At 40.4% G+C, this 22,268-nt stretch carries 22 protein-coding genes; all 22 read right to left on the bottom strand.

What is annotated here, in order from left to right; translation table 11 throughout:
* Positions 1-14: 14 nt before the first annotated feature.
* The gene (locus tag AAC000_RS18595; protein ID WP_339724844.1) at positions 15-2,102 is read right to left on the bottom strand and encodes a glycosyltransferase family 4 protein; all 2,088 of its coding nucleotides are present in this window, start codon (positions 2,100-2,102) and stop codon (positions 15-17) included.
* Positions 2,103-2,133: 31 nt separating this feature from the next.
* Positions 2,134-2,886, bottom strand: coding sequence for a Stf0 family sulfotransferase (locus AAC000_RS18590; RefSeq protein WP_339724842.1), 753 nt, complete (start codon positions 2,884-2,886; stop codon positions 2,134-2,136).
* Positions 2,887-2,891: 5 nt separating this feature from the next.
* Positions 2,892-3,854: a glycosyltransferase family 2 protein gene (locus tag AAC000_RS18585; RefSeq protein ID WP_339724841.1), complete on the bottom strand. Its 963-nt coding sequence runs from the start codon at positions 3,852-3,854 to the stop codon at positions 2,892-2,894.
* A 53-nt stretch (positions 3,855-3,907) separates the two neighbouring features.
* On the bottom strand, positions 3,908-4,840 hold the full coding sequence (locus tag AAC000_RS18580; protein ID WP_339724839.1) for an NAD-dependent epimerase/dehydratase family protein: 933 nt from the start codon (positions 4,838-4,840) through the stop codon (positions 3,908-3,910).
* 2 nt (positions 4,841-4,842) lie between these two features.
* Positions 4,843-6,063 carry an NAD-dependent epimerase/dehydratase family protein gene (locus AAC000_RS18575; protein WP_339724837.1) on the bottom strand — a complete coding sequence of 407 codons (1,221 nt, stop codon included), beginning with the start codon at positions 6,061-6,063 and terminating at the stop codon, positions 4,843-4,845.
* 201 nt (positions 6,064-6,264) lie between these two features.
* Positions 6,265-7,428, bottom strand: coding sequence for a UDP-galactopyranose mutase (glf, locus tag AAC000_RS18570; RefSeq protein ID WP_339724835.1), 1,164 nt, complete (start codon positions 7,426-7,428; stop codon positions 6,265-6,267).
* Positions 7,429-8,382 (bottom strand): glycosyltransferase, encoded by a 954-nt coding sequence (locus AAC000_RS18565; RefSeq protein ID WP_339724833.1) that lies wholly within the window; start codon positions 8,380-8,382, stop codon positions 7,429-7,431.
* 71 nt (positions 8,383-8,453) lie between these two features.
* On the bottom strand, positions 8,454-9,179 hold the full coding sequence (locus AAC000_RS18560) for an SDR family oxidoreductase (protein ID WP_339724831.1): 726 nt from the start codon (positions 9,177-9,179) through the stop codon (positions 8,454-8,456).
* A gap of 16 nt (positions 9,180-9,195) precedes the next feature.
* Positions 9,196-10,482 carry a class I adenylate-forming enzyme family protein gene (locus AAC000_RS18555; protein ID WP_339724829.1) on the bottom strand — a complete coding sequence of 429 codons (1,287 nt, stop codon included), beginning with the start codon at positions 10,480-10,482 and terminating at the stop codon, positions 9,196-9,198.
* Between the two features lie 7 nt (positions 10,483-10,489).
* On the bottom strand, positions 10,490-10,744 hold the full coding sequence (locus AAC000_RS18550; protein WP_339724828.1) for an acyl carrier protein: 255 nt from the start codon (positions 10,742-10,744) through the stop codon (positions 10,490-10,492).
* Positions 10,741-11,334, bottom strand: a complete 594-nt coding sequence (gene pseH, locus AAC000_RS18545; RefSeq protein ID WP_339724826.1) for a UDP-4-amino-4,6-dideoxy-N-acetyl-beta-L-altrosamine N-acetyltransferase — start codon at positions 11,332-11,334, stop codon at positions 10,741-10,743. Before pseH ends, AAC000_RS18550 begins: the two co-directional genes overlap by 4 nt.
* On the bottom strand, positions 11,331-12,368 hold the full coding sequence (pseG, locus tag AAC000_RS18540) for a UDP-2,4-diacetamido-2,4,6-trideoxy-beta-L-altropyranose hydrolase (protein ID WP_339724824.1): 1,038 nt from the start codon (positions 12,366-12,368) through the stop codon (positions 11,331-11,333). Before pseG ends, pseH begins: the two co-directional genes overlap by 4 nt.
* Positions 12,369-12,375: 7 nt before the next feature.
* Positions 12,376-13,428, bottom strand: a complete 1,053-nt coding sequence (gene pseI / locus AAC000_RS18535; RefSeq protein ID WP_339724821.1) for a pseudaminic acid synthase — start codon at positions 13,426-13,428, stop codon at positions 12,376-12,378.
* Positions 13,421-14,479: a hypothetical protein gene (locus AAC000_RS18530; RefSeq protein ID WP_339724820.1), complete on the bottom strand. Its 1,059-nt coding sequence runs from the start codon at positions 14,477-14,479 to the stop codon at positions 13,421-13,423. The genes pseI and AAC000_RS18530 overlap by 8 nt, the downstream gene beginning before the upstream one ends.
* Entirely contained in the window at positions 14,472-15,173 is a 702-nt protein-coding gene (gene pseF, locus AAC000_RS18525; RefSeq protein ID WP_339724818.1) for a pseudaminic acid cytidylyltransferase, read from the bottom strand. The genes AAC000_RS18530 and pseF overlap by 8 nt, the downstream gene beginning before the upstream one ends.
* Positions 15,170-16,315 carry a UDP-4-amino-4,6-dideoxy-N-acetyl-beta-L-altrosamine transaminase gene (pseC, locus tag AAC000_RS18520; RefSeq protein WP_339724951.1) on the bottom strand — a complete coding sequence of 382 codons (1,146 nt, stop codon included), beginning with the start codon at positions 16,313-16,315 and terminating at the stop codon, positions 15,170-15,172. Before pseC ends, pseF begins: the two co-directional genes overlap by 4 nt.
* Before the next feature lie 12 nt (positions 16,316-16,327).
* Positions 16,328-17,329, bottom strand: a complete 1,002-nt coding sequence (gene pseB, locus AAC000_RS18515) for a UDP-N-acetylglucosamine 4,6-dehydratase (inverting) (protein WP_339724816.1) — start codon at positions 17,327-17,329, stop codon at positions 16,328-16,330.
* Positions 17,330-17,419: 90 nt separating this feature from the next.
* On the bottom strand, positions 17,420-17,728 hold the full coding sequence (locus tag AAC000_RS18510; RefSeq protein ID WP_339724814.1) for a hypothetical protein: 309 nt from the start codon (positions 17,726-17,728) through the stop codon (positions 17,420-17,422).
* Positions 17,725-18,156: a flagellar export chaperone FliS gene (gene fliS, locus AAC000_RS18505; RefSeq protein ID WP_339724812.1), complete on the bottom strand. Its 432-nt coding sequence runs from the start codon at positions 18,154-18,156 to the stop codon at positions 17,725-17,727. The genes AAC000_RS18510 and fliS overlap by 4 nt, the downstream gene beginning before the upstream one ends.
* A 40-nt stretch (positions 18,157-18,196) precedes the next feature.
* Positions 18,197-19,654: a flagellar filament capping protein FliD gene (gene fliD, locus AAC000_RS18500; RefSeq protein ID WP_339724810.1), complete on the bottom strand. Its 1,458-nt coding sequence runs from the start codon at positions 19,652-19,654 to the stop codon at positions 18,197-18,199.
* A gap of 59 nt (positions 19,655-19,713) precedes the next feature.
* Positions 19,714-20,136 (bottom strand): flagellar protein FlaG, encoded by a 423-nt coding sequence (locus AAC000_RS18495; RefSeq protein ID WP_339724808.1) that lies wholly within the window; start codon positions 20,134-20,136, stop codon positions 19,714-19,716.
* Positions 20,137-20,218: 82 nt separating this feature from the next.
* The gene (locus tag AAC000_RS18490) at positions 20,219-21,043 is read right to left on the bottom strand and encodes a flagellin (RefSeq protein WP_339724806.1); all 825 of its coding nucleotides are present in this window, start codon (positions 21,041-21,043) and stop codon (positions 20,219-20,221) included.
* Positions 21,044-22,268 lie beyond the last annotated feature (1,225 nt).

The raw sequence follows: 22,268 nt of genomic DNA, 5'->3' as shown, positions 1-22,268 counted from the left end.
TTTATTTAATATATCTACTCTTTTTGTTTGTTATAAATATCAATATTCACTAAGGCTTTAGCACCCTGCTCTGATGCAGCAAAAAGTACCAATTTTTTTAATTGTAAAGGCAAACTATCTATTGCAGCCTTAACCTTTAAATACTTATATGACTTATCTACTGATAAATTATGAGTTGCGCCTTTTACAGACTCAAACAAAACTTCAGGTATGACAAAAAAATCCAGATCAGTTAATAACGCACGAGAAACAAACTCATGTATTACCCCATCTGCAATATCATAATTTTCGAATTGACCGACACGCTTATAACAATCTTTCCTCAATGCCATAAACTCAGCACCGTAAACTCTGTCGTCAATAACTTGATGTCCAATGTCTCCTCCCAAAGGCGTCACCAGTTTTCCAAGTTCATTATTGGTATCAATAGGCACTCGAAAAAATGAGGTTAAAATGGACTCGGGTGACTCAGATAAAGCCGTTTTAAGTATGTCGCCGGCTTTTTCTGCAATACATTTTGGCGGTTCACTGGCTACAATAAATGCGTCTTTTACATGTTCTGTTATAGCAAAATTAAAGGCTTCACCTTTAGGTACTCCATAACAATCTAAAACTTCAAAATTACTTGGCCAAGATTGCTTTCCTGTGGTTAATTGACCTGTGAGATCGCAGATAATCACTTTATCAAATTGAGCCACAGCCCAATTTTCACTGGATATGCTACCTTCATTGGCTACTACTAAAGATAAATGTTTTACCTGAGCCTTAATACGTTTTGCTACGAGAGCATTTTGCCAAGTCACATCAGCTTGTGTGGAAAATTGCTTCGCTAAATAGTGATGAAAGTTATACCAAACCTGCAGATTTTCGCCATTGTCGAAAGCAGGGTAAGAAATGAATTGCCCCTTGTCCAAAACATCTTTAAGTCTTGTTACTAAACTAGATACGGTAGGCTCGACTAGGGCATATTGCTTCGAATCTTCGGCAATTAACTCTGCGGTTCCTCCCACATCAGTAGCAATAAAAGGAATACGGTGCACTAATGCCTCGTAAACTGTCATAGTAGAGTTTTCAATTAACGATGGCATGACTGCAATAAACTCATCGGAACAAAGATAAGTCAGCGCTTCTGGTTGGCCTCTATCAGTAATAATGTCAATTTCAAAAGGCCAATCTTTTGCTTTAGCTAAGATATAATCTATAGGCTGTGCAAAGTCTTTTTCTGAGGATAAAACCCCTTGTTTACCCAAAAAAGTCACATGCTCTGGGCAATCACCCGCTCTGACACAAATGTCTAAGGCGCGGCAAAAATTTTCTAAACCTTTCCTGCTTTCAAGTCTTCCAAAGAACACTAGCTTTTTAGATTTGACTAGATCACCATATTGACTTTTTTTACGACTATCGGATATTTTTAATTCACTAAAGTCCACGATATTAGGCTGAACATATGTTCCGCCAATTGGCATGTTATAACCAATATGATCCATAAAACTCAATAAATGCGCACTACCACCAATGATCACATCGGCCCATTCAATACATTTTTGTTCCAAAAATGAAACTGAAAAAAGATTATGCATTTCAATTGGTTGCATTTGATAATGACGATTCCAGATAAAAGGTGATGACGCTTTTACTAAAAACAAGGTACGCTGAAATGCCAGCCCTAATCGTTTAGCCGCTAGGGCATAATAAGCGCCTCCCCTCCATTCAGATGTATGAACCACATCAAAATCATAATTTTTTAACCAGTTATAAAAGGCTAAACAGCGCCCTTGCCAAGGATGAGAAACATGCACAAATGACTCGTTTGGCCATTCCAAATACACTAATTTAACTGCAAATTCTGCGTAATGTTCAACCCAATATTCAGGCGTGTATTGCTGTACTTTTGAACCTTTGAGCAAGACAATAGTGACCTCGTGTCCCTGTGATGCTAACCCTCTAGCCAAATGGTAGTAAGTTGAGGCAATCCCACCATTTCTAACCGGCCCTAGGATCTCTTCTGTGGCGATACATACCCGTAACTTTGCTCCAGAGTCTTTATTAGAGAACTCACTTAGGTCGGGAAATTTTTCTATTTCAAAGGTATCTTTTTGCATATAAGTACTTCTTTTATTAGTGTACTGAAGTTCAGTTTTTAAAAGGCTGCTCGACTAACCATTCGCACAAGTTATGCTGGATCAAATATTTTTCAACCACTTCAGGATTGGCAAATCGATCTAATACATTCCAATCATGTCGCTTTGCGAGTTGCGGGGTCAACTCTTTCTTGGGTGTTGGATCTAAATAGTTTAAGACTTGGTCAATGCCGGATTCTGATGATAAAGCCAAATAATCTAAGGGAAAATAATTGTGTTGTTTTTCAACTAACATCTGATCTACTTGGCGGCGACGTGTTTGGTTAAATTGCAGCAAATTGTTAAATTCAGTTGCGTCAAAATGAACTTTTATTTGATTCACTCTTTCACCAATCTCAACATGTGATTGACGACTAGCCCGGGCTACTTTTGTAGCACCATACACTGAGAGTAAATTGCTTCTGTATAAATTTATAATTTGCCAATCTGGTTGAGAAATGACCCACCTCAAAACAGATTCATTTTGTGAGATCATTAATTTAAAACCAAATATATCGGTTTCTTGATGATAGGTCATAACATCATTAATAAATCTGACAGGATCTTTTTCACGAGCATCTTTGCTAGCATAAAGAGAAGGTAACCCTCGCTGTATGGTTTTATCAAGCATCCAAGGCACTTCTTCATTATTAATAAATAGTTCACCATAACAAGTGATGGATGGATGCTCATTGAGCGTGCGACATAACATTGTGCTACCTGTTCTTGCAGAGGCCAACACAATAAATTTTTTCTTAATTGTCATAAGGATTAAGAGTGTGATCCGTGTTTATGTTCAATAAAAAAAACAAATTCACTATCTGACAAATATTTATCGGCAAGATAAAAAGCATTATTAGCCCAGCAAAACCTCAACCATTTCTCCCGAAACACTTTGTGGTCATCGGCAAGAAATGCTGAAACAGTTTTTTGGACCAATTCAATAACTCGTCCGGCTTGTATTAACTTGTTAGGCTCAATCACTTCTGCAAATGCAATATTACTAAATAACTCCAGCTCATCTGCCGAGAGATTTATATGGAATGTTTTAAGATACAGATCGATAACATTATTTGTCCTTAGGCGTTGCTGTTGCTGATGCACGCCACTAACGGATGAGTCATGCATTCTGTACTCTAACAATACCTCTGGAATGGCCACAAATTTAAGTGAAGGCTCAGCACTGGCCACCCTAGATAACCATTCTCTGTCAATAATAAATCGGAAAGCATCAAGATAGGGATATTTTAGCAGCAATGATTTGGTCAACATCCAGGTAGGATGGCACAAGATAGTGACACCAAAAAACAACAAATTTCTTGAATAATTATCGGAACTACGAAAGTGCCAAATTTCGTTTTTTTCCCCGAAGGTTTGCACCCAGGAACCAACCACTGCCACATCTTGATTATTTCGAAGATAGCTCAATTGCTTTTCAAGCCTTGTTGGATAAGCAATATCATCACCGTCCATTCGTGCTATATATTTTCCCCTAGCCAAAGTAACCAACTCATTTAGACAAGCAGCAACTTTTCTATTTTCTCTTGGGAAGACTCTTATTCTTGGATCTTGTTTTGCAGCTTGATTGGCTATTTGAAGAGTATCGTCAGTAGAACCATCATCCATGATCAAAAATTCAAAATCGCCGAAAGTCTGATTGCTAATCGAGTCAATGGCAGCCCCTAAATAGGCGGCAACATTAAATACCGGCATAATGATTGACAGTATAACCATGCAGCTAGCTCAAAAACAAAACAGTATATTTTGTATGACTCGACATCTTCAGATTAGCCTTGAAACCATTCCCAAGTATAACCAATCCCTTCTCTTACTTGAGTAGATGGATTAAACCCAAACGCCTGTCGTGCTTTTGATATATCACAATGAGTATGAATAATTTCGCCCAAACGAGCTTCCTTATATTCAACATTTATCGCAAGTTGATCGCCTATCACGGCCTTCATGTTATTAATCAGCTGATTGATTGAGGTAGCCACACCAGTACCAAGTTGGAACACCCCAGATAAATCAGATTGAATCGCTTGTACAATGCCCTTACACAAGTCTTCTGTGTAAATATAATCACGTGTCTGTTCACCATCACCGAATACCACAATTGGGGAATGATTCAACAATGCCTTTAAATAGGTAGCAACAACACTTCCCTTGTGAAAAGACAAAGGACCATAAACATTTGAAAATCTCAAGTTCATGATATTCATATTATATATTTCGGCAAACGCACTGCTGTACCCTTCAATCGCCAATTTTGAAGCCCCGTAAGGGGATAATGGATTTGGCACCATCAACTCATGAACAGGAGGCGGCACTTCGCCCAATATCGCACCTCCGGTTGAAGCGTTGATCAATTTACTCACCCCACTTTCAACCATTGACATCATTAACTCAAAGGTTGCCACTACATTATTTTCAAAATTAAAACGTGGGTTTTTAATGGAGTCGATTACCCTAGTATCAGCGGCCAGGTGAATGACTACATCAATCCCTTTTAGGGCTTGCATAACAACGTTTTTATCGCGCAAATCCCCCAAAATAAACTCAACATCAAAGTCACTAACTGCGGTACGCGAGCCCACTGACTCATTGTCCAAAATGCTTATCTTATCTGCCAAATTATTTTTGACTAAAAATCTGGTCAAATTAGAACCGACAAAGCCTGCACCACCAGTAATTAAAACGTTGCCCAGTTTTTGTTTCAATTTTAAACTACCTTTTTAAGCTTGGGTTGTACTTTAGGGTTTGGAGCACCGGCTTTGCAGTCTTTCGTCCACAGCGACTGGCAGGGTATTTTGTCTTTGTCACAACGATGCATATATTTTGAAGTCACATCAGTAACTTCTTGCAACAAACCTTGATCTAAGGTTTTCGGATTCCAGCCAAGTGCCTTAAATTTATCATTTTTAACTCTTAACTGGTTTTCTGGGGCTTCATTACGAGGATTAGGTACGTACGCTATTTCAGCACCCGTTTCTTTGGCTATCTTTTTAGCCAAGTCTATTAAGCAATGAGACTCTGCCATTTGATTAAAGATTTGTACTTTTTCACCTATTGCTGGCGGGTTATCTATTGCTAATTCGACACATTTCACAGAATCTTTAATATGGATAAACGCTCTAGTTTGTCCACCTGTTCCATGAACTGTCATAGGGTAGCCCATCGCAGCTTGGACCAAAAATCGATTTAATACAGTGCCATAATCACCATCGTAATCGAAACGATTAATAAGCCTTTCGTCTAAACTGGTTTGCTCAGTTTGAGTTCCCCAGACTATGCCCTGATGCAAGTCGGTAATCCGTACTTTGTCGTTCTTGTTATAAAATTGAAAGAACAAGGCATCCTGTGTCTTAGTCATATGATAAATAGAACCAGGATTGGCTGGATAGAGTATTTCTTGTGGAAGGTGATTACCTTGTTCATCTTTTACGTATATTTGCAAATAACCTTCAGGCAAACTCATGCCGGCAGTACCATAGCCATAAACGCCCATAGTTCCCAAATGAACAAGATGTATATCCAGACCACTGTCAACAATAGCGTTTAAAATATTATGGGTTCCACATAAATTATTTCTAACTGTATAATTTTTCAATCTTGAAGATTTCATCGAATAAGGTGCCGCGCGCTGCTCGGCAAAATGTACAATGGTGTCTGGTTGATGTTTTAATAATAATTGCACTAATTCTGCAAAGTCAGCTGAAATATCAAGACACTCAAAATCAATTTTTTTACCGCTGATTTCTTTCCATGCTGCAAGCCTATTATCGATCGTTTCAATAGGTGTCAATGATGACGTGCTCAATTCAACGTCTATTTTTCGTCTAGACAAATTATCCACTATGACAACATCATGACCTTTATCAGACAAATTAAGAGCGGTGGGCCAGCCGCAAAAACCATCACCACCTAAAACTAAAATTTTCATGTCTCATCTCCAAATATAAGCTCTGAAGCCTATATATAATTTTTACCTATATAGTGAATGATTTCTTAATTGAGTACTAATAGAAATCCCACTTACAGACAATTAAATCACTGCTAAAACAACTCTGTTAATTTATTATCGGCCGTTTTTACATAAAGCTTAAATTCAACAAAATTATGTCATACCCACTTTGATTACAAACTAATCAGCCAAGCTGGAAAACACCTCTAATACTTTCCCTACAGCATCATCCATATTGTAATATTTGTAATCTGCTAAACGCCCAACACTGATCACATTATCGAAACCGTTGAGACGCATTTTATAAGCATCGAATCGCCGATGGTTTTTATCATTAAAAATCGGGTAATAAGGTACATTCTTCGTGGGATCATGGCGGTCATAATCCTGTGGATATTCTTTTACAATCACAGTTTTATCTGAGGTTTGCTGCAGAATATGTTTAAACTCCGTGATCCGTGTATAGGCGTGTTCGTTAGGGTAATTAACCGTTGTATTAGGTTGAAACTCTTTGGTATCTAAAGTTTGAAAATCAAATTGTAGTGAGCGGTAAGGCAATTCGCCTTCAGAATAATCAAATAACTGATCTAACATACCAGTAAATACTAATGTACCGGTAAACTCATGCTCGTCAAATATAACGGTTTTATTTTTATTGTTTAAAGCAAGCAAACTGCAAGCGTCGGTATTCAGGCGCACCTCAATATTGTCATGTTTTAAAATATTGCCTATCAGTTGGGTATAGCCTTGGCTAGGTATGGCTTGATATTTATCGTGAAAATAGCGGTCATCTCTAGAGACAACTATGGGTACCCTAGCGGTAACCTCCGGTGAAATATCTTCAGGAGAACAGCCCCACTGCTTAGTGGTGTAATTCACAAAAAACTTTTCATAGACCAACTCTGCTAATTGTTGCAGCGTCGCAAATTGACTTTTTCTCAGTTCAAGAATAGGCACTTTGCCCCCGGCACCATATTGTTCAATCAATAAGGTTTCGATTTCCTGTGCTTGCGCAACGGGATAAAGTTGATACAGGGTATTCAGATTAAAGGGGATGGGTACCAGTTTACCATCAATAGATCCTAACACTTTATGCTCGTAGGGCGTCCACTTGGTAAACTGACTTAAATATTGCCACACATGTTCTTTACTGGTGTGAAACAAATGTGGGCCGTAATGATGCACAGTAATACCTGATTCATGGCTATAGTCATAACAATTACCCGCAATATGAGGCCTTTGTTCAAGCACTAAAACCTTCTTATCTTGCTGAGAAGCGAAACGCTCTGCCATCACTGCTCCGGAAAAACCAGCACCTACTACTATGACATCAAATTCACACATTTAAGCCGCTGCACTTAACAGTTGTTTTAGCTGAGCTGGATCATGTCTATTCTCGTATACGGCTTGGTGCTTGGAGTTAAAGAAACATTGCTTACTCGAGGCCATTTCAATGTATTGAATAAACAGTTCATGCGCGCCTCTCGCCAAAAAGTATAGCGCAGCTGCAAAACGATGGTGGGCAATGCCTGCATCTATGATTGTTTGACTCACACCAAACTGGGCAGCCTGCATGCAGGCTATTTCAATATCCCTCAATGACTGTTCGCGCCTTGAATAGCTGCGGCTAGTTTGCTGACCAAAACTGTTTTCGTGAATACGATAGCGCCCTAAGACTTCGGGAATAAAATCAATATTCGCGGCTAAATATCCTGCATTATTAATATAAAACGCATAATCGAAGATGATTTTACACTCTGGTGATACGGTTTTTTGCAGATTTTTATGGTTTCTAAACATCACACTGCTGGCTTGCATATAGGTGCCGTATCGGATCATATGTTCGATATTTGAGCGCAATGGAATATGTGACCAGTTATAAAACTCTTTAGAATATAACTTGATGGTGTTATCGGTCAGCGAATCAAACATATCAGACTCGTGATACACCATCTGACAATCTTGATGTTGATCTAGATGATCTACTTGTTTTTGTAACTTAGTGGGCAAAGCAATATCGTCGCCATCCAGATATGCAATGTATTGTCCAGTAGCGGCGTTAAGCAAAGTTAGCATATTTGCGGCCAACCCAGCGTTTTTTTGTTTGTAAATTGGTCGCAGTTTATGAGGATACAACAAAGCTAATTCAGCAATTTTTGTTGCTGTGTTGTCTGTTGAGGCGTCATCACACACAATCACTTCAAAATCAAAATCAGTGCTTTGCTGTAACACTGATAATAAACAAGGGGCGATGTAATCCTGCAAATTATAAGCAGGCACTAATACAGATAGTTTCATATGTCCTCAATATATGCCAAGCACAGGCCTTTATTTATCGGCTCTTTCACCTATTGCTTGAGCCAATGTGCTTAAGCGGTACTGCCCGCATCTACAGTCATCACAGTACCAGTAATGGCCGACGCTTTATCACTTAGTAAATACACCACCATGGCTGCCGCATCATCTACTGTGGCTAGTTTACCTAGCGGACTTCGGCGTTTTACACTTTCTAGTTTATCGCCCTGTAAACTGTTGGTCATGTCGGTCTGCATATAGCCTGGGGCGACACAATTGACCGTGATCCCTGCTTTGCCTACTTCCCGTGCCAAAGAGTGGCTAAAACCTTCTAACGCGGCTTTGCTGGCAGCGTAGACACTTAGGCCATTAAACCCTGTTTTGGCGATAATAGAAGAGATATTGATGATCCGGCCTTTGCGGTTTAGCAGCATGGAACGCACTAAATATTTACTGAGTAAAATCGGTGCTTGCACATTTAGTCGCATTAAATGCTCAATGGACGAATTTGGCATAGTGGCTAACACGCCATCATGGCCTGCAGCGGCGTTGTTGACTAAGGCGTAAGGCCGGCCGTACTCTTTAATGAGTTGTTTACACAGCTGTGACAAATTATCTAAGTCGGCTAAATCCGCAGCATAAAAGTGCACCAGTTCAGGGTAGTTTTGTTGTAATGCCTTAAGTGGCTCAGAAAGCGCTCTGGCGATCCCAATCACGCCGTAGCCTTGCTCTGCTGCTTGTTGGCAAATGGCGAGGCCTAAGCCTTTGCTGGCGCCTGTTATTATGACGTAATCAGTCATCTAATCGCTTCCTGTGTCACTTTCTATTTAATTTGCCACTGGGATCATGTTCGATCTTATCCACTATATTGATTTTGGTAGGTATTTCAAAGCGTTGCAATTGATTTTTAGCTAATTGAAGCAGCTCTCGCTTAACCTCTTGTTGATCAGCTTCAGTTTTAACTGTCACATCTGCCACCACCAATGCCCCCATCAAAGCACTCGTTTTAGGATACACCCTGACTTGGCTGATATGGGCACATTGTAATAACACTTGTTCGACTTTTTCGGGGTGCACTTTATTGCCACCTACATTAATAGTGCCTGTTGCGCGCCCTAGAAATAGTACTCTGTCATCTTTGATTGCCACTTTATCTTGGGTGTCCAGGTAACCTTGGCTATCGGTTTGAGCTGTTAAGTTTTGGCAAAGGTTAAATTTAGGTTTTACCAGCAAATGTTGCTTATCTGATACTTTTAAGCCTACAGACTGTGAGTGGTCACCTAGCCATTTAGCAGGAAAACCGGCCAGTCCATCACTGACCACCAGCCCTACTCCCGCTTCGGTTGATGCGTAAATATGGCGTAATTTTGCCTTGGGAAATAACCCTTTTAACTTATCCAATACACTTTGATCGGCAATTTCGCCGCCTAAGGTCATATATCTGAGCTTTAAATCACCCAACTGCCCTGTCATTAATAATTGTCGCCATAAGCTAGGGGTGGCCGATATGGCGGTTACCTTAGCCTTTTTTAATATTGCTAGCTGCGCCAAAGGTTCATGCTCAGTGGCATCCACGAGATCAGCGCCACTTAACAAAGTTTGCAACAACACTTGTAGTCCAGCGTAACGAAATGGCTGATACAACAATGCCCAGTTTAAGCTCTGTAGTTGTTCACTGTATTTGCTGCTGGCAGTTAAAGACGCAAAAGTGTGGGAATACCATTTAGGTTGGCCCGTGGTACCTGATGTGGCCAGATACCAAGCAGTCTGCTGATTAGTTGAGACAGTGTTGTTTTCTTTAGCAGTGCTTTGGTCGCTAAGGTCACTTTCAAGCGGCCATTGTATCAATTCAATTTGTGCTATCGACACATTGGGAGGGCATAAATAAAGTGCGGAACACCAACCATCAAAGGCGATAATGGCTGAGATAAATTCAGCCAAATTTGTGAAGTTTAAGGCAATGGGCTGATGCGCTAATTGCCGATGCTGCTGCCTGATTTTATCAGCTTGGGTCATAAGCCCAGCCACAGCGCAGCGCTTGCCTGCGTAGGTTATCACCCCAGTTTGGGGCTGACTTTTTAATCGCGCTAGCAGGCTTGGCATAATAATATTATTGGTTATTCGCACATTGCTGATAAATCGCTAAAAACTCAGCAAAGATACTGGGATAAGTCTCAATGTGTAATTCTGTAAAAGGGTCAAAGCCTAAGTCTTCTTCAAGCTGAGCCACCAACATGGCATAACCCAGAGAGTCTAAGCCACACTCAAGCAACAAAGTGTTAGGCTCAATTGGTTCAACTAAGGTGCAGTCACTAAGCTCTGCAACTTGCTGCATGGCTTGTTTAATTTGTTGTTCTAAGTTCACTTTGATCCTGTTCCTAAAAATTCGATTTGAGACGCAGCCAACGCGATATTTTTTGGCAACTTTTTAAGTATTTGGTCACGCTTTTGTGGCCACAGTTTAAGTTCATAACTGTAATGAAGTATATCGTAATCTAGGCCGTTACGTTGGCCACCTTTTTTACTACTAACTTGTTCATATTCAAACACTTTATGCATTTTATTGGCGGCCTGATTAAAGGACAATACTTGGGCCAATAAATGACTAAACTGGCTATGACTGGCGGTAAAATCTAACGCGGCTAATTCTAATATAATACCACTGCCTGGCCACACATTGGTTTCACCCAAATAACAGCCCCATTCTGGTGTGGCTGTGTGCATATCAGAAAAATTTAATACCCCAATTGGGCGCTGATTTTGTAAAAAAACAAAGAAATGGCGACTGCTATCCATTTGCAGTTTTTCAAACCAAGCACAATGCTCATCCCATTTCACCGGTGAATCACTATGCATATTTTGTTTGATCCTTTCACTGTTGCGCCATTGCCAAACAAGCGCTAATTGTTCTTGCATCAAAGGTTGAAAGCTATGTGTTGGGATCGAAGTGTTCATGCTTTATCCTCACCCACTAGTGTGTTTTCTGACATCAACTTGACGATATTTTTTGCACCATCCACCACAGGAAACAATCCTGCCATTTTATGCATACTGTGCAATAAGTCAGGTTGTTGCCACAAAGATAAACACTGTTGGGCTAATTCGTCGGCATTTACTTGTTCATGATTGGCTAACTGACACCAACCTTGCTTAGCTGCTTCTTGGCTGGCAAGTAATTGATTATCAGCTACCACTACTAATATGGCTGGCACCGCACAGGCGCGCAACTCAAACTGGCTGCCCCCTGCTGCCGAGATGGCTAATTTAGTATTTTCTAATAGTTGCGCCATATTTTGACAGTCATGTAGATGATTAATATCTAAATCACTATTTTTGATGACGTTTTTTAACTCTAACAAACTCGGATAAGCGGCCCCAGTAATAACCGTTATTGGCATAGATAGGCTAAGTTTTTGTAAGGCGTTTAATAACTTTATGGTCAGGTTTTTAGGATCACTGCCACCAAACGTTAGGGTTAAGTTTTCACGCTCTGCCCAATCATTGTTATTAACTTGCAGGAATTCCTGTCTTAGTACTTGATAGTCTTGACCTAGGGCCAGTAAGGCATTAGGTGCAGTTGACTGGTAATCAAGCAAAGCCGTATTTGGCGCGCCGTTGATGACCAAATCCGCATACAGTGCACCACTATTATTAATATCGTCAAACACCGCCAGTTTAAATTTAATCGATTGTAATGAATGCCGGTATGCTTGATCAAATTGATAACCATCAAGCACTAACCAGTCAGCCTGTAAACTGCCACATTGATTAACTAGCCATTCTGGCTCAGCTTTTTTATCTAATTCGGCAAGGGGGATAATATCGCCTAACCAATCTGTGCGCTGGCGACAAAATTGCTGTGACGCGTCGGACATAAAAAAAAATACGTGATGTCCACTGTTAACTAACCCTTGCGCTAAGGCCATACAGCGCATTAAGTGGCCTAAACCAATATTGGGATTACCTTCAACTCGAAAAGCCACGCGCATTAACATGTCACTCGAACATTGACCAATCTAGAGGCGTGCCTTTTGCTAAATTTTGTTTAGCTACTTTGCCCAACACTTTGTCCCAGTTTTTCGGGGCTAAGCCATAAGCTGGGCGCACTATGCGAAGATTTTCTACGCTTAATCTTTGCCCTTGTAGTATATCTTCACTGACATAAATAGAACGGCGATATTGCTTAGATTTCTCTTCCGCTTGGGTGCCACCATACGTGACTTGGCCTAAGGCTTGATGGGCGCGTTTTGTTTCCATCACCAAAGACGCCAGTTCATCTGGCTCTAAAGAAAAAGCCGCATCCACTCCACCAGCTTGTCTGTCTAATACAAAATGTTTTTCTATCACAGTGGCGCCCAGCGCCACAGCGGCTACAGAAACACCTACACCTGCAGTATGATCAGACAAGCCCACTTGGCAACCAAAAGCATCGCGTAAGTGCGGGATAGTTAAGATATTTGATTGGGTTGGCTCGGCAGGATAGGTGCTAGTGCATTTTAGCAAGATAATGTCGTCACATCCTACATTTCTAGCGGTGTTTACTGCTTGTTCAATTTCACTCAAACTGGCCATACCGGTTGACATGATCAAAGGTTTATTTTTACTCGCGGCTTTGCGAATAAGCGGAATATCGGTTAATTCAAAGGAAGCAATTTTAAAACAAGGCACGTCTAACTCATCAAGAAAATCCACAGCCTGTTCATCAAAAGGTGAGCTAAAAGCCAACATACCTAAAGACTTGGCTTTATTAAAAAGAGGTTGATGCCATTCGTAAGGCGTAGCGGCTTTTTGATACAAAGCATGCAAGGATTGACCTTGCCATAGGCTGTCTTTTTCTTGGATCACAAAGTGCTCATTATCAACATCTAGTGTCATGCTATCAGCGGTAAAGGTTTGTAATTTGATTGCATGGGCGCCGGCTTTGGCGGCGGCTTCAACCATTTGTATGGCAAGCTCTAATTGTTGATTATGATTACCACTTAGCTCAGCGATAATAAATGGGGGAAAAGCTGCACCTATAATGTGTTGGCCAATTTTAATCTCACCCATTGGCCTGCTCCGCGAAGTGGGCAAATATCGACTCTATGCTTTCTACTAAATCTTCTGGCTTATCGCAGTTACACTCTAAAGCATCACTGATGTTCGAATTGGCGCTGTGTTTCAAACAGGGTACAACGGGATCAGTGGCAAATTCAGGCATTAATAAAGCAGGCTCACCAGCTCCACTGATCAATAAGGTTGGACAATCCACCGCTTGTGCATACCAACGATTGCCACTTGGTTTACATACCATTAAGTCACTGGCAGCAAGCATTTTTAAAAGTGAGCGTATGTCTTTGTTTGCATCAGAGTCAGTCCAAACAACAAAACCTTTTTGCTCGAGCAACTTTTTTAAACGACTTGTAAAAGGATAAAGATAACCATCATCAGATTGGTTAAGACACAAACCAATTACTTTATTTGATTTAGCCTTTTTAGCCAGTCGTTTATCAATGCCAGCATTAATTGCCTGATCTAATTTATCAACCACTAATCCACAACATTTAGTGAGATAAAACTCTGGGTAACCGCCCTCACCTGCTGCATCATATTGCCACCAACGACCAAACCATTTATGCATATTAGTAAATGAACTCGCCATAAACGCCTGTGTCGAATTAACGTAATCAGCTTGTAAACTTTGGTCTTGGACTTGTTGTAATAATGTCTCAACCGACATATTTAAATAATTACCGCTAACTGGCTCCCCGGCATCTGCCAGAAAACGTGCTAAAAAGCAGGGCATAAAAGTAGTATCTAAATTAACAATTTGACTGTAATTTTCGCCAATAATCTGCTCTGCAAGTCCTAAAAATGATTCCATCGCTAGGAAGAAATCATCTGGCCACTGCTGCTGAGTAACCTGGTGAACACATACCCTAGGTTCGCCCAATTTAATTAACTCAGCGCCATCACCAAAGGTCAAAAAGTGTAGTTCTGCATTGGGGTTTTGTTTTTGAAAATAACGTAACACAGGAAGTCCAATAGCACCTACATCTGCCGAACTTAACATCCTGATAAACAGAATTTTTTCAGAATTTGACTCTAATAACTCATTCACTTTTTTGCCCCTGAATGTAAGCTTGATACATGAGTTCTGCACGCTGCCAGTCTTCTGGCGTATCGATATCCTGCACTAAGTGACGAGGTAGAATAATGGCAATACTTTGCTCACTAAACATAGGTTTGTTTTGTAGGTATGCTGCAGGACGGCCCCAATAAAATTGCCCTGCGTCATGATAGGCTTCTTCTAAATCTTGAGAGCGCTTACCAATATATTCTGGATACATTGGCGCAACTCCGTTCTTGACCCTCTTTAACGCCCGTTGCACAGGAAATGCAAAACTGGTGGCTGAAAATGCAAAGTTTTTATGTTCATCCGCTTCTAGGGCATGTAAACCTTGAGATAAAAATCGTCCCTCTAAAAATGGCGCTGTTGCATAAATACAACAACAAAAAGTGGGCTCGAAAAAGTGCTGTTGACAATATTCGATTGCATGTTTAGTGACAGGCCCTGTGCCCACATAGTCACCTGACAAAGCCTCGGGTCGCATAAAAGGTACATCAGCACCATAACTTTTAGCTAATTCTGCCAGTTCTGGGCTATCTGTAGACACAATGATTTTATCAAACTCACCACTGTCAATGGCCGCTTGAATCGAATAGGCAATCAGAGGCTTGCCAACAAATAGTTTGCTGTTCTTACCGGGAATACGTTTACTGCCGCCGCGAGCTGGAATAATAGCGAGGTTCATTGTAAAACCTCGTGTAAAACTGTAATCACAGTATTTTGCTGTGCATGAGTTAGGCTGGGGAAAAGTGGCAAAGTCAAAGCGTGATTGTAAAAATTTTCAGCTGCAGGAAAATCTCCCAGTTTAAAACCAAGGTGCTGATAATAGGGATGCAAATGAATAGGAATATAGTGCACATTAACCGCCACCCCTTTAGCATGAAGTTGCTGATAAATATCTTGGCGATCGTGATGGGTAAGTTCGACCATATAGAGGTGCCAAGCACTGCGGGTATCAAGTTCTACAAGGGGGAGTTTCAATGGTAATTCAGCAAGCGCTTTATCGTAAAGCTTAGCAATTTCAGTTCGCCTTTGAATAAAGAGATCTAGTTTCTTTAATTGCGATACACCCAATGCAGCCTGCATATCGCTCAGCCGATAATTGTAACCCAGTTCAAGTTGCTGATAATACCAAGGTCCATGACTGTCTCCTTTAAACTGTGTTGGGTCTTTAGTCACACCATGTTTAGCAAATAATTGTAGTTTTTTATAATACTGGTTTTGATTCGTTAACACAGCGCCACCTTCGGCACTGGTTATGGACTTAACAGGATGAAAGCTTAAGACAGTCATATCAGAATAGACACAACTACCAATCTTGGACTGCTGATAACTGCCACCTAAGCCATGAGCAGCATCTTCAATTAATTTGACAGAGTACAATTGAGTCAGACGACTAATGTTCTGCATATCACAACTCAGGCCAGAAAAATGCACCACTATTAACGCTTTAGGTAAACAATTCCGCTTTGCTGCATCCATTAATTTTGTTTCTAATGCACCTACATCAATATTGCGTGTAACAGGATCTATATCCACAAAATCGATACTGGCACCGCAGTAAAGGGCACAATTTGCCGATGCCACAAAAGAATTAGGAACTGTCCACACACAATCTCCTGCACCAACGCCTGCGGCTAAACACGCCACATGCAAACCAGAGGTTGCACTGTTAACGGCAACACAATAATTCGCCCCAGTATAGTCACATAAGGCCTGCTCAAATTGAGGCACCATTGTGCCTTGAGTTAAATGCTGGTTTCGTAATACATCTACCACTGCATTTATATCTTGTTCATCGACAAGATGTTTACCATAAGGGATCATCAATTAATGGCCCTAATACAGTGTTTCTTTATCGAGCGTTTTTAGCTCTTGTACACTCAAAAAATGGGGGTTAGTACCAGAGTGATATTCAAATTTATCTATTACAGGTTTACCGGTTTCACCTAATTTATTCTTAAGGTAATTAACTGTTTTATCAAAAAATTTAATGGCTGGCGTAATCACATAATGATCTTGAAACTCCAGTGAATGATGTGCCATTTCTTCCGGCACCATCACTTCATGTAACTTTTCACCGGGACGTATACCCACAACCTCATAATCTCTATTACCACTAATAGACTCAACTAAGTCTAAGATACGCACAGAAGGGATCTTAGGTACAAATATCTCTCCACCTTGCATTCGCTGAAAGTTTTGTACTACAAATTCCACGCCTTCATCTAAGGTGATCCAAAACCGTGTCATTTCTTCATGGGTGACAGGTAACTTGCTAACTCCATCTTTTAATAGCTGGTGAAAAAAAGGCACCACAGATCCCCTTGAGCCAACTACATTTCCATATCTCACCACCGCAAATCTAGGACCTTTTGCACCGGAAATATTGTTCGCTGCAACAAATAATTTATCTGACGCCAGTTTAGTGGCACCGTAAAGGTTAACCGGATTGGCAGCTTTGTCGGTAGACAGCGCTATTACACGACTCACATCAGCATCAATAGCAGCATCAATGACATTCTGTGCACCATAAATATTTGTTTTGATACACTCATTTGGGTTGTATTCTGCAGCTGGCACTTGCTTCAATGCCGCAGCGTGTACAACGTAATCGACATCGCGCATCGCAGATATTAAACGTTCTTTGTCACGCACATCACCAATAAAATAACGCATACAAGGTGCGTTAAAATGTTGCTGCATTTCAAATTGTTTCAACTCATCTCGTGAGTAGATAATGACTTTTTTAGGAGAATAATGTTTTGTTAAGTACGCAGAGAAACGCTTACCAAATGATCCTGTTCCGCCTGTGATTAAAATAGATTTGTCATTAAACATAAGCAGCCCTTAGCATCATTTTGCTTGGATAAATTCCATCGTTTTTTGATGTCTCACCCAGTTGATTTAATTCGTTGAAATTTTTGATAGTCATCGATATTTTTTTACCGCTTTACGGCCACGTATCAAACCACTTAGTTGTTTTAGTGACTCTTTAAATAATCCTTCAGCATAAGCAACTAACGCGCCATTTACCTGCAATTCTGCAGTAACAAAATGATTTCTTTCATCATCAGAGAGGGTTTTAATGTAATTCTGGATAAATTCATCTCGCTCAATCGCGAGTTTTAAAAAAATAGACTCATCAGGATCATTTTCAGTAGTAAGCTCGGATAGGCGCTGATTAATACTTTTTAAGGGTGCAGGGGTATAAGAATGATTGAGAGTTAATTTTTTCAAACCGTTGCTTGACGTTTTTGCCTTTGCATTTCGTAAGCCTCTTGTTTTGCTGACTCAGGAATTTGCGACCAGGCTGCTTTAATGGGTAAAAACAGAGTAATCACTTCATCAACAATCTTCAAGCTATTCTGTACATTAGCGTCAATAAGTCGTTGCACCATATAATCATAGAGTGCATATAAATTGCCAGCAACCTCTCCACCTGATTCCAAGTCAAGGGTTTCACGCAAGTTCATTAATATAGCTGTCGCTCGAGAAATATGCTCTGATTTACCGGCATAATCTTTTCGCTCAATGCAACCTTTGGTATAGGCAAGCTTGTCTAGTGCACCTTGCATTAACATCAAAGTTAACTTGTGGGGATCCGCTTGACTCACATCTTGTTTAAGATTGCCTTTTTTATAGGCATTGATACCTTTTAACGCCATCTTGATTTTCCGTGTTTTTGACTACTCATTTGCATTGCAATTAACCTAAGGTCGCTAACATAGCCGAGCTAGTTGAATTGAGTGATGCAACTGTTTGGTCAAGATTCAAATATTTAGCACGCAGTATTTGTTCGGTACTTGCGAGTCTTAATTCTAAGGTCAATCTCTCGTCATAGATTTGTTCACGCTGATCCTTAGCAGTATCTTCACGAGATTTAAGTAAACCACTGTAACTGGTATATTCTTCTAAGTAATCGTAGAGACGAACCGCAATACCATTTTCTTCATCGGTAAACAAAGCAGCAATGTTATCAAAATTATCATCTAAAGCATCTTGTAAACGGTCGTCACCACTGCCTAAGCCGATTCTATCAGAAGAGCTTATTTCTAACTCATTATCATCATTAAGTTCGATACCAATTTGAAACAATCCACCTAATGCCGAAGAGTTAACAGAAGAAAAGATAATATTGCTAATGCCATTCTGTATGCCTCTAACTAAAGAATCTCCGGCTAATGCTCCATCGTCTTCTAAATCAGATTCACCGTATTTTGTGAGCAGCTTGATTTCTGCTTGCAACGCATTAAAGTTAGTCACAAATTCTCTGATAGTTTCTTCGACCGCTTCTTTATCAAAACCAATGCTCAGTTTAGAGGTTTTGAAGGTTACGCCATCAGCGTTTAATTCTGACAATTCAGATACATCGAAACTGACATTCTCTATTACATTTTCAAACTCGTTGCTGTCACTCTCGACTTTAATACCGTCGATAGTGGCTTTAGCATTTTGCGCTGAGGTGACGGGTGTCAAATAAGTAGCGGCCTCAGTAGAATTAGTGGTTGATACAAGATCCAGCTCTGCCACGTCATTATCATTAACAATAACTAAATCATTGCCTATACCAGTGGTACTAGAGGTAAACACTAACTTAGCGCCACCATCGGCTGTACCTGTATCGATGATACTGGCAGTGACACCAAAATTATCGTTAGATGCATTAATAGCATTACGTAAATCTTCCAGTGTATTGCCGGCATTTAAGTTAATTGTAAAAGAATCACTGGTTGCATCAATTTTGAAAGTAAGACTGGCAGTCCCAGCACTTAGTACTGAATCTGTAGAATTATTGAATCCACCACTGACTGCATCTGCCGTTTCAATTCGGCTGCCGCTAGCGAGTTGTGTTACCGCTATATTGTAATCGCCTTCTAACGCACTATCAGATGCATCTGCAGTAAAAGGTTCTACATCTGATGATGGATTTTTTATAGTCGGTTCACGACCTTTGAGGTTAGCTTCGCTGCGCAGAGAATCAACCGTATCTTGAAAGTCTTCAAGTGTAGACTTTAATTTCCCAAGACCGGATATTTCCGCTTCGACACTTTCTTCTCTTGCATCTAAAGCTTCAGTTTTAGGTACACTTTCAGCCTCAAGTAATTGAGTCACAAGACTTTCGAGATCTAAACCTGAACCTACACCTAATGACTGAATTGACATACACCACCTCTATTCCAACAAAAATTTGTAGGAGATACTTTTACTTCAAAAACTGAATATTAAACCTGTTTATTAAAAAGTAAACCAACTGCTGTACCAACTTCTGTTTGCAAGTCCTGCAAACGTTCTGAAAGTTTTAAGACCTCTTCAGTTGGAATTTGCCGAATAATTTTTCCAGACTCAGCATCAGTCACCTTTACAACTTGTTTATTACTTCCTTCGTCTACCGAAAAATTAAGCTGCCTATTACTGGTTTGCAAAAATTCGCTTAGCTGTGTCACAGCCGTTGCTATTTGCTCAGCGTTAACGTCGATAGACTCCTCTGTCTCTACTATGTCGGCAGATACAGATAAACCTTTAGCTTGTTGTTGTGCTACCTCCCCAGCTTTCTCTATTGCTAGATCAACTCGAGCGGTTTCTGGCACAACCTCAGCTCTAGGCAAAGCAAAATTTTGGCCAACTTGTGATACATTAATGTCCATAAATCACCTCATATTAAGGTCGAAAGACCACTCGTAATTAAAAGCGCCTTTCGACTCCTAATCCTATTCAGTTTAGTTTAGCTTAGCTCAGTAAAGACAAGGCAGCTTGCGGTCTTTGGTTGGCTTGGCTTAATACTGACAAAGATGCTTGTTGAATTATCTGATTTCTAGTTAATTCCGCTGTTTCTTCAGCAAAGTCAGTATCACGAATTCGAGAACGAGCGCCCGCAATGTTCTCAGATATATTACTTAAGTTTCGAATAGTTGACTGAAAACGGTTTTGTAACGCACCTAAGTCGGCTCGGGCACCACCTATAGCAGAAATTGCATCATCTATTGCTGCAAGCGCACCCGACGCTCCTGCGGTAGTGGCTACAGTGGTATCAGCTAGGCTTAAACCTGAAGCACCATAACCGCCCGAGCGCTCAAGAGAAACGGCAATATTTTGCCCTCCATTCGCTCCGACTAAGAAAGTAGACGAAAAACTTCCTGTTAATAGATCCGTATCTGCAAACTGAGTATCAGACGCGATTCGGCTGATTTCATTCTTCAGTGCCGTGACTTCTTTTTGTAACGCCGCACGATCAGCAGACGAGTTGATACCATTTTGAGATTGCACCGCCAATACACGAATACGTTGTAGTGAAGTAGTGACTTCACCCAATGCGCCTTCTGCAGTCTGCGTGAGTGAAATTGCATCATTGGCATTTCGAACAGCTTGATTCAAACCTTGAACTTGCGTAGTTAACCGATCTGAAATCTGCAAACCCGCGGCATCATCAGCAGCACGATTAATTCTAAAACCTGAAGACAATCTTTCGAAAGATGTATTCAAAGATTGCCCAGAACTAAACAGTTGTCGCTGAGCATTCAAAGACGAAACATTTGTGTTAACAAATAAACCCATAAAAACCTCCTGAAAACTCACCGCACGCCGATAACGTGTTTGTACCAGTAAGTTTGCCTCAATTTTGATGGTCAAAAACCTCTTCTTGACCATCACCTCACTTAACTCGTTTAGTAGCACCTCTACTGCTAAACGAGACTAAAAGTAATCAATTAGATCACCCCTCAACTAACGTTATCGACGCTTACAACAGTAACTTTAGTTTTTTTTGAAAAATAATTTTCAGTAGAAAGTGAATAGAAACGAGTAGTTAGATAAAAGCCGAAAGGCAGAAACAAGTAGATAGTAGATAGTAGATAGTTAAAGACTAAGGGTTATACACCACTGAGCGCATCACTACTAAGAGCACACTGAGAAAAATAAACATATGAAATCGTGTGATTACCAAGGGGTTGTATCGTAATCGATAATTACCAAGGGAAACTTTCGGTCTCTATTTTATATAGGCGTTATTTCGGAAGAGCATAAGCACGCTTCGCGACATCATCCGTGCTAGTGCCCGTTAGGGCATAAAACTCAAAGGTGTTACACAAAAATTCAAACCTTAATATCTATATAGCATTTCTTGAAAGTTTGAGTAATTCAAGAAACACACTCCCTAATTTTTGTAGATAAAATGTGCCAAAGCGGTTACAGAGCTATGAATCCGGAATTAGTGCTTTGTGCCAATACCTGTCATTTCCGTGGTGGTTTGAAGCAAAAATATTGAACCTCGGAGGGCACCGGGTGCCGCGCACAGAGAGCACAGAGAGCACAGAGGAAAAGATATTTAGGGTCTTTAATCGCTTTTCTCTGTGCAGCGAAGCGCCCGACGCTCGGCACCCGACGCTCGGCGCCCGGTGTACTCTGTGGTGAGAAGCTTTAGTCTTTTGCTTTTTATTATTACTAGTCTCTGCTTATCGCCCAAATCCGAACTACTCAGATGTGCCATTTACCGACAGTCATGGCTTGCTTGCCGAGTTAGCATTTATTACAGATTGCAGAAGGTAAGGATTTACAAGCTATTACACGTCATTTTCGCGAAAGCGGGAACCTACTAATAGCGACCGTAAACTCAATTGAAATGTTTTAAAGAAAACACAATAAAGTTATATTTTTACTCATTTTTTAAGAAGTTGAAAACAAGGCTCTTTATCGATTTCTCAGATGTTGATGGAGGTTCCCGCCTTTGCGTAATACTGATCGTTTAAGAACTGATCACTTGAATCACTAGGTGTTATTTCTG

The organism is uncultured Paraglaciecola sp. (genome assembly GCF_963977085.1).
Lineage (GTDB): Bacteria > Pseudomonadota > Gammaproteobacteria > Enterobacterales > Alteromonadaceae > Paraglaciecola.
The sequence above is the reverse complement of the archived record's forward strand: the minus strand, read 5'-3'. Positions and strand labels throughout refer to the sequence as shown.

Bases quoted from the DNA above. Each gene is read 5' to 3' on its own strand.
- AAC000_RS18595 (WP_339724844.1), bottom strand. From the start codon at position 2,102: ATGCAAAAAGATACCTTTGAAATAGAAAAATTTCCCGACCTAAGTGAG.
- AAC000_RS18590 (WP_339724842.1), bottom strand. From the start codon at position 2,886: ATGACAATTAAGAAAAAATTTATTGTGTTGGCCTCTGCAAGAACAGGT.
- AAC000_RS18585 (WP_339724841.1), bottom strand. From the start codon at position 3,854: ATGGTTATACTGTCAATCATTATGCCGGTATTTAATGTTGCCGCCTAT.
- AAC000_RS18575 (WP_339724837.1), bottom strand. From the start codon at position 6,063: ATGAAAATTTTAGTTTTAGGTGGTGATGGTTTTTGCGGCTGGCCCACC.
- glf (WP_339724835.1), bottom strand. From the start codon at position 7,428: ATGTGTGAATTTGATGTCATAGTAGTAGGTGCTGGTTTTTCCGGAGCA.
- AAC000_RS18565 (WP_339724833.1), bottom strand. From the start codon at position 8,382: ATGAAACTATCTGTATTAGTGCCTGCTTATAATTTGCAGGATTACATC.
- AAC000_RS18560 (WP_339724831.1), bottom strand. From the start codon at position 9,179: ATGACTGATTACGTCATAATAACAGGCGCCAGCAAAGGCTTAGGCCTC.
- AAC000_RS18555 (WP_339724829.1), bottom strand. From the start codon at position 10,482: ATGCCAAGCCTGCTAGCGCGATTAAAAAGTCAGCCCCAAACTGGGGTG.
- pseH (WP_339724826.1), bottom strand. From the start codon at position 11,334: ATGAACACTTCGATCCCAACACATAGCTTTCAACCTTTGATGCAAGAA.
- pseG (WP_339724824.1), bottom strand. From the start codon at position 12,368: ATGCGCGTGGCTTTTCGAGTTGAAGGTAATCCCAATATTGGTTTAGGC.
- pseI (WP_339724821.1), bottom strand. From the start codon at position 13,428: ATGGGTGAGATTAAAATTGGCCAACACATTATAGGTGCAGCTTTTCCC.
- pseF (WP_339724818.1), bottom strand. From the start codon at position 15,173: ATGAACCTCGCTATTATTCCAGCTCGCGGCGGCAGTAAACGTATTCCC.
- pseC (WP_339724951.1), bottom strand. From the start codon at position 16,315: ATGATCCCTTATGGTAAACATCTTGTCGATGAACAAGATATAAATGCA.
- pseB (WP_339724816.1), bottom strand. From the start codon at position 17,329: ATGTTTAATGACAAATCTATTTTAATCACAGGCGGAACAGGATCATTT.
- fliS (WP_339724812.1), bottom strand. From the start codon at position 18,156: ATGGCGTTAAAAGGTATCAATGCCTATAAAAAAGGCAATCTTAAACAA.
- fliD (WP_339724810.1), bottom strand. From the start codon at position 19,654: ATGTCAATTCAGTCATTAGGTGTAGGTTCAGGTTTAGATCTCGAAAGT.
- AAC000_RS18495 (WP_339724808.1), bottom strand. From the start codon at position 20,136: ATGGACATTAATGTATCACAAGTTGGCCAAAATTTTGCTTTGCCTAGA.
- AAC000_RS18490 (WP_339724806.1), bottom strand. From the start codon at position 21,043: ATGGGTTTATTTGTTAACACAAATGTTTCGTCTTTGAATGCTCAGCGA.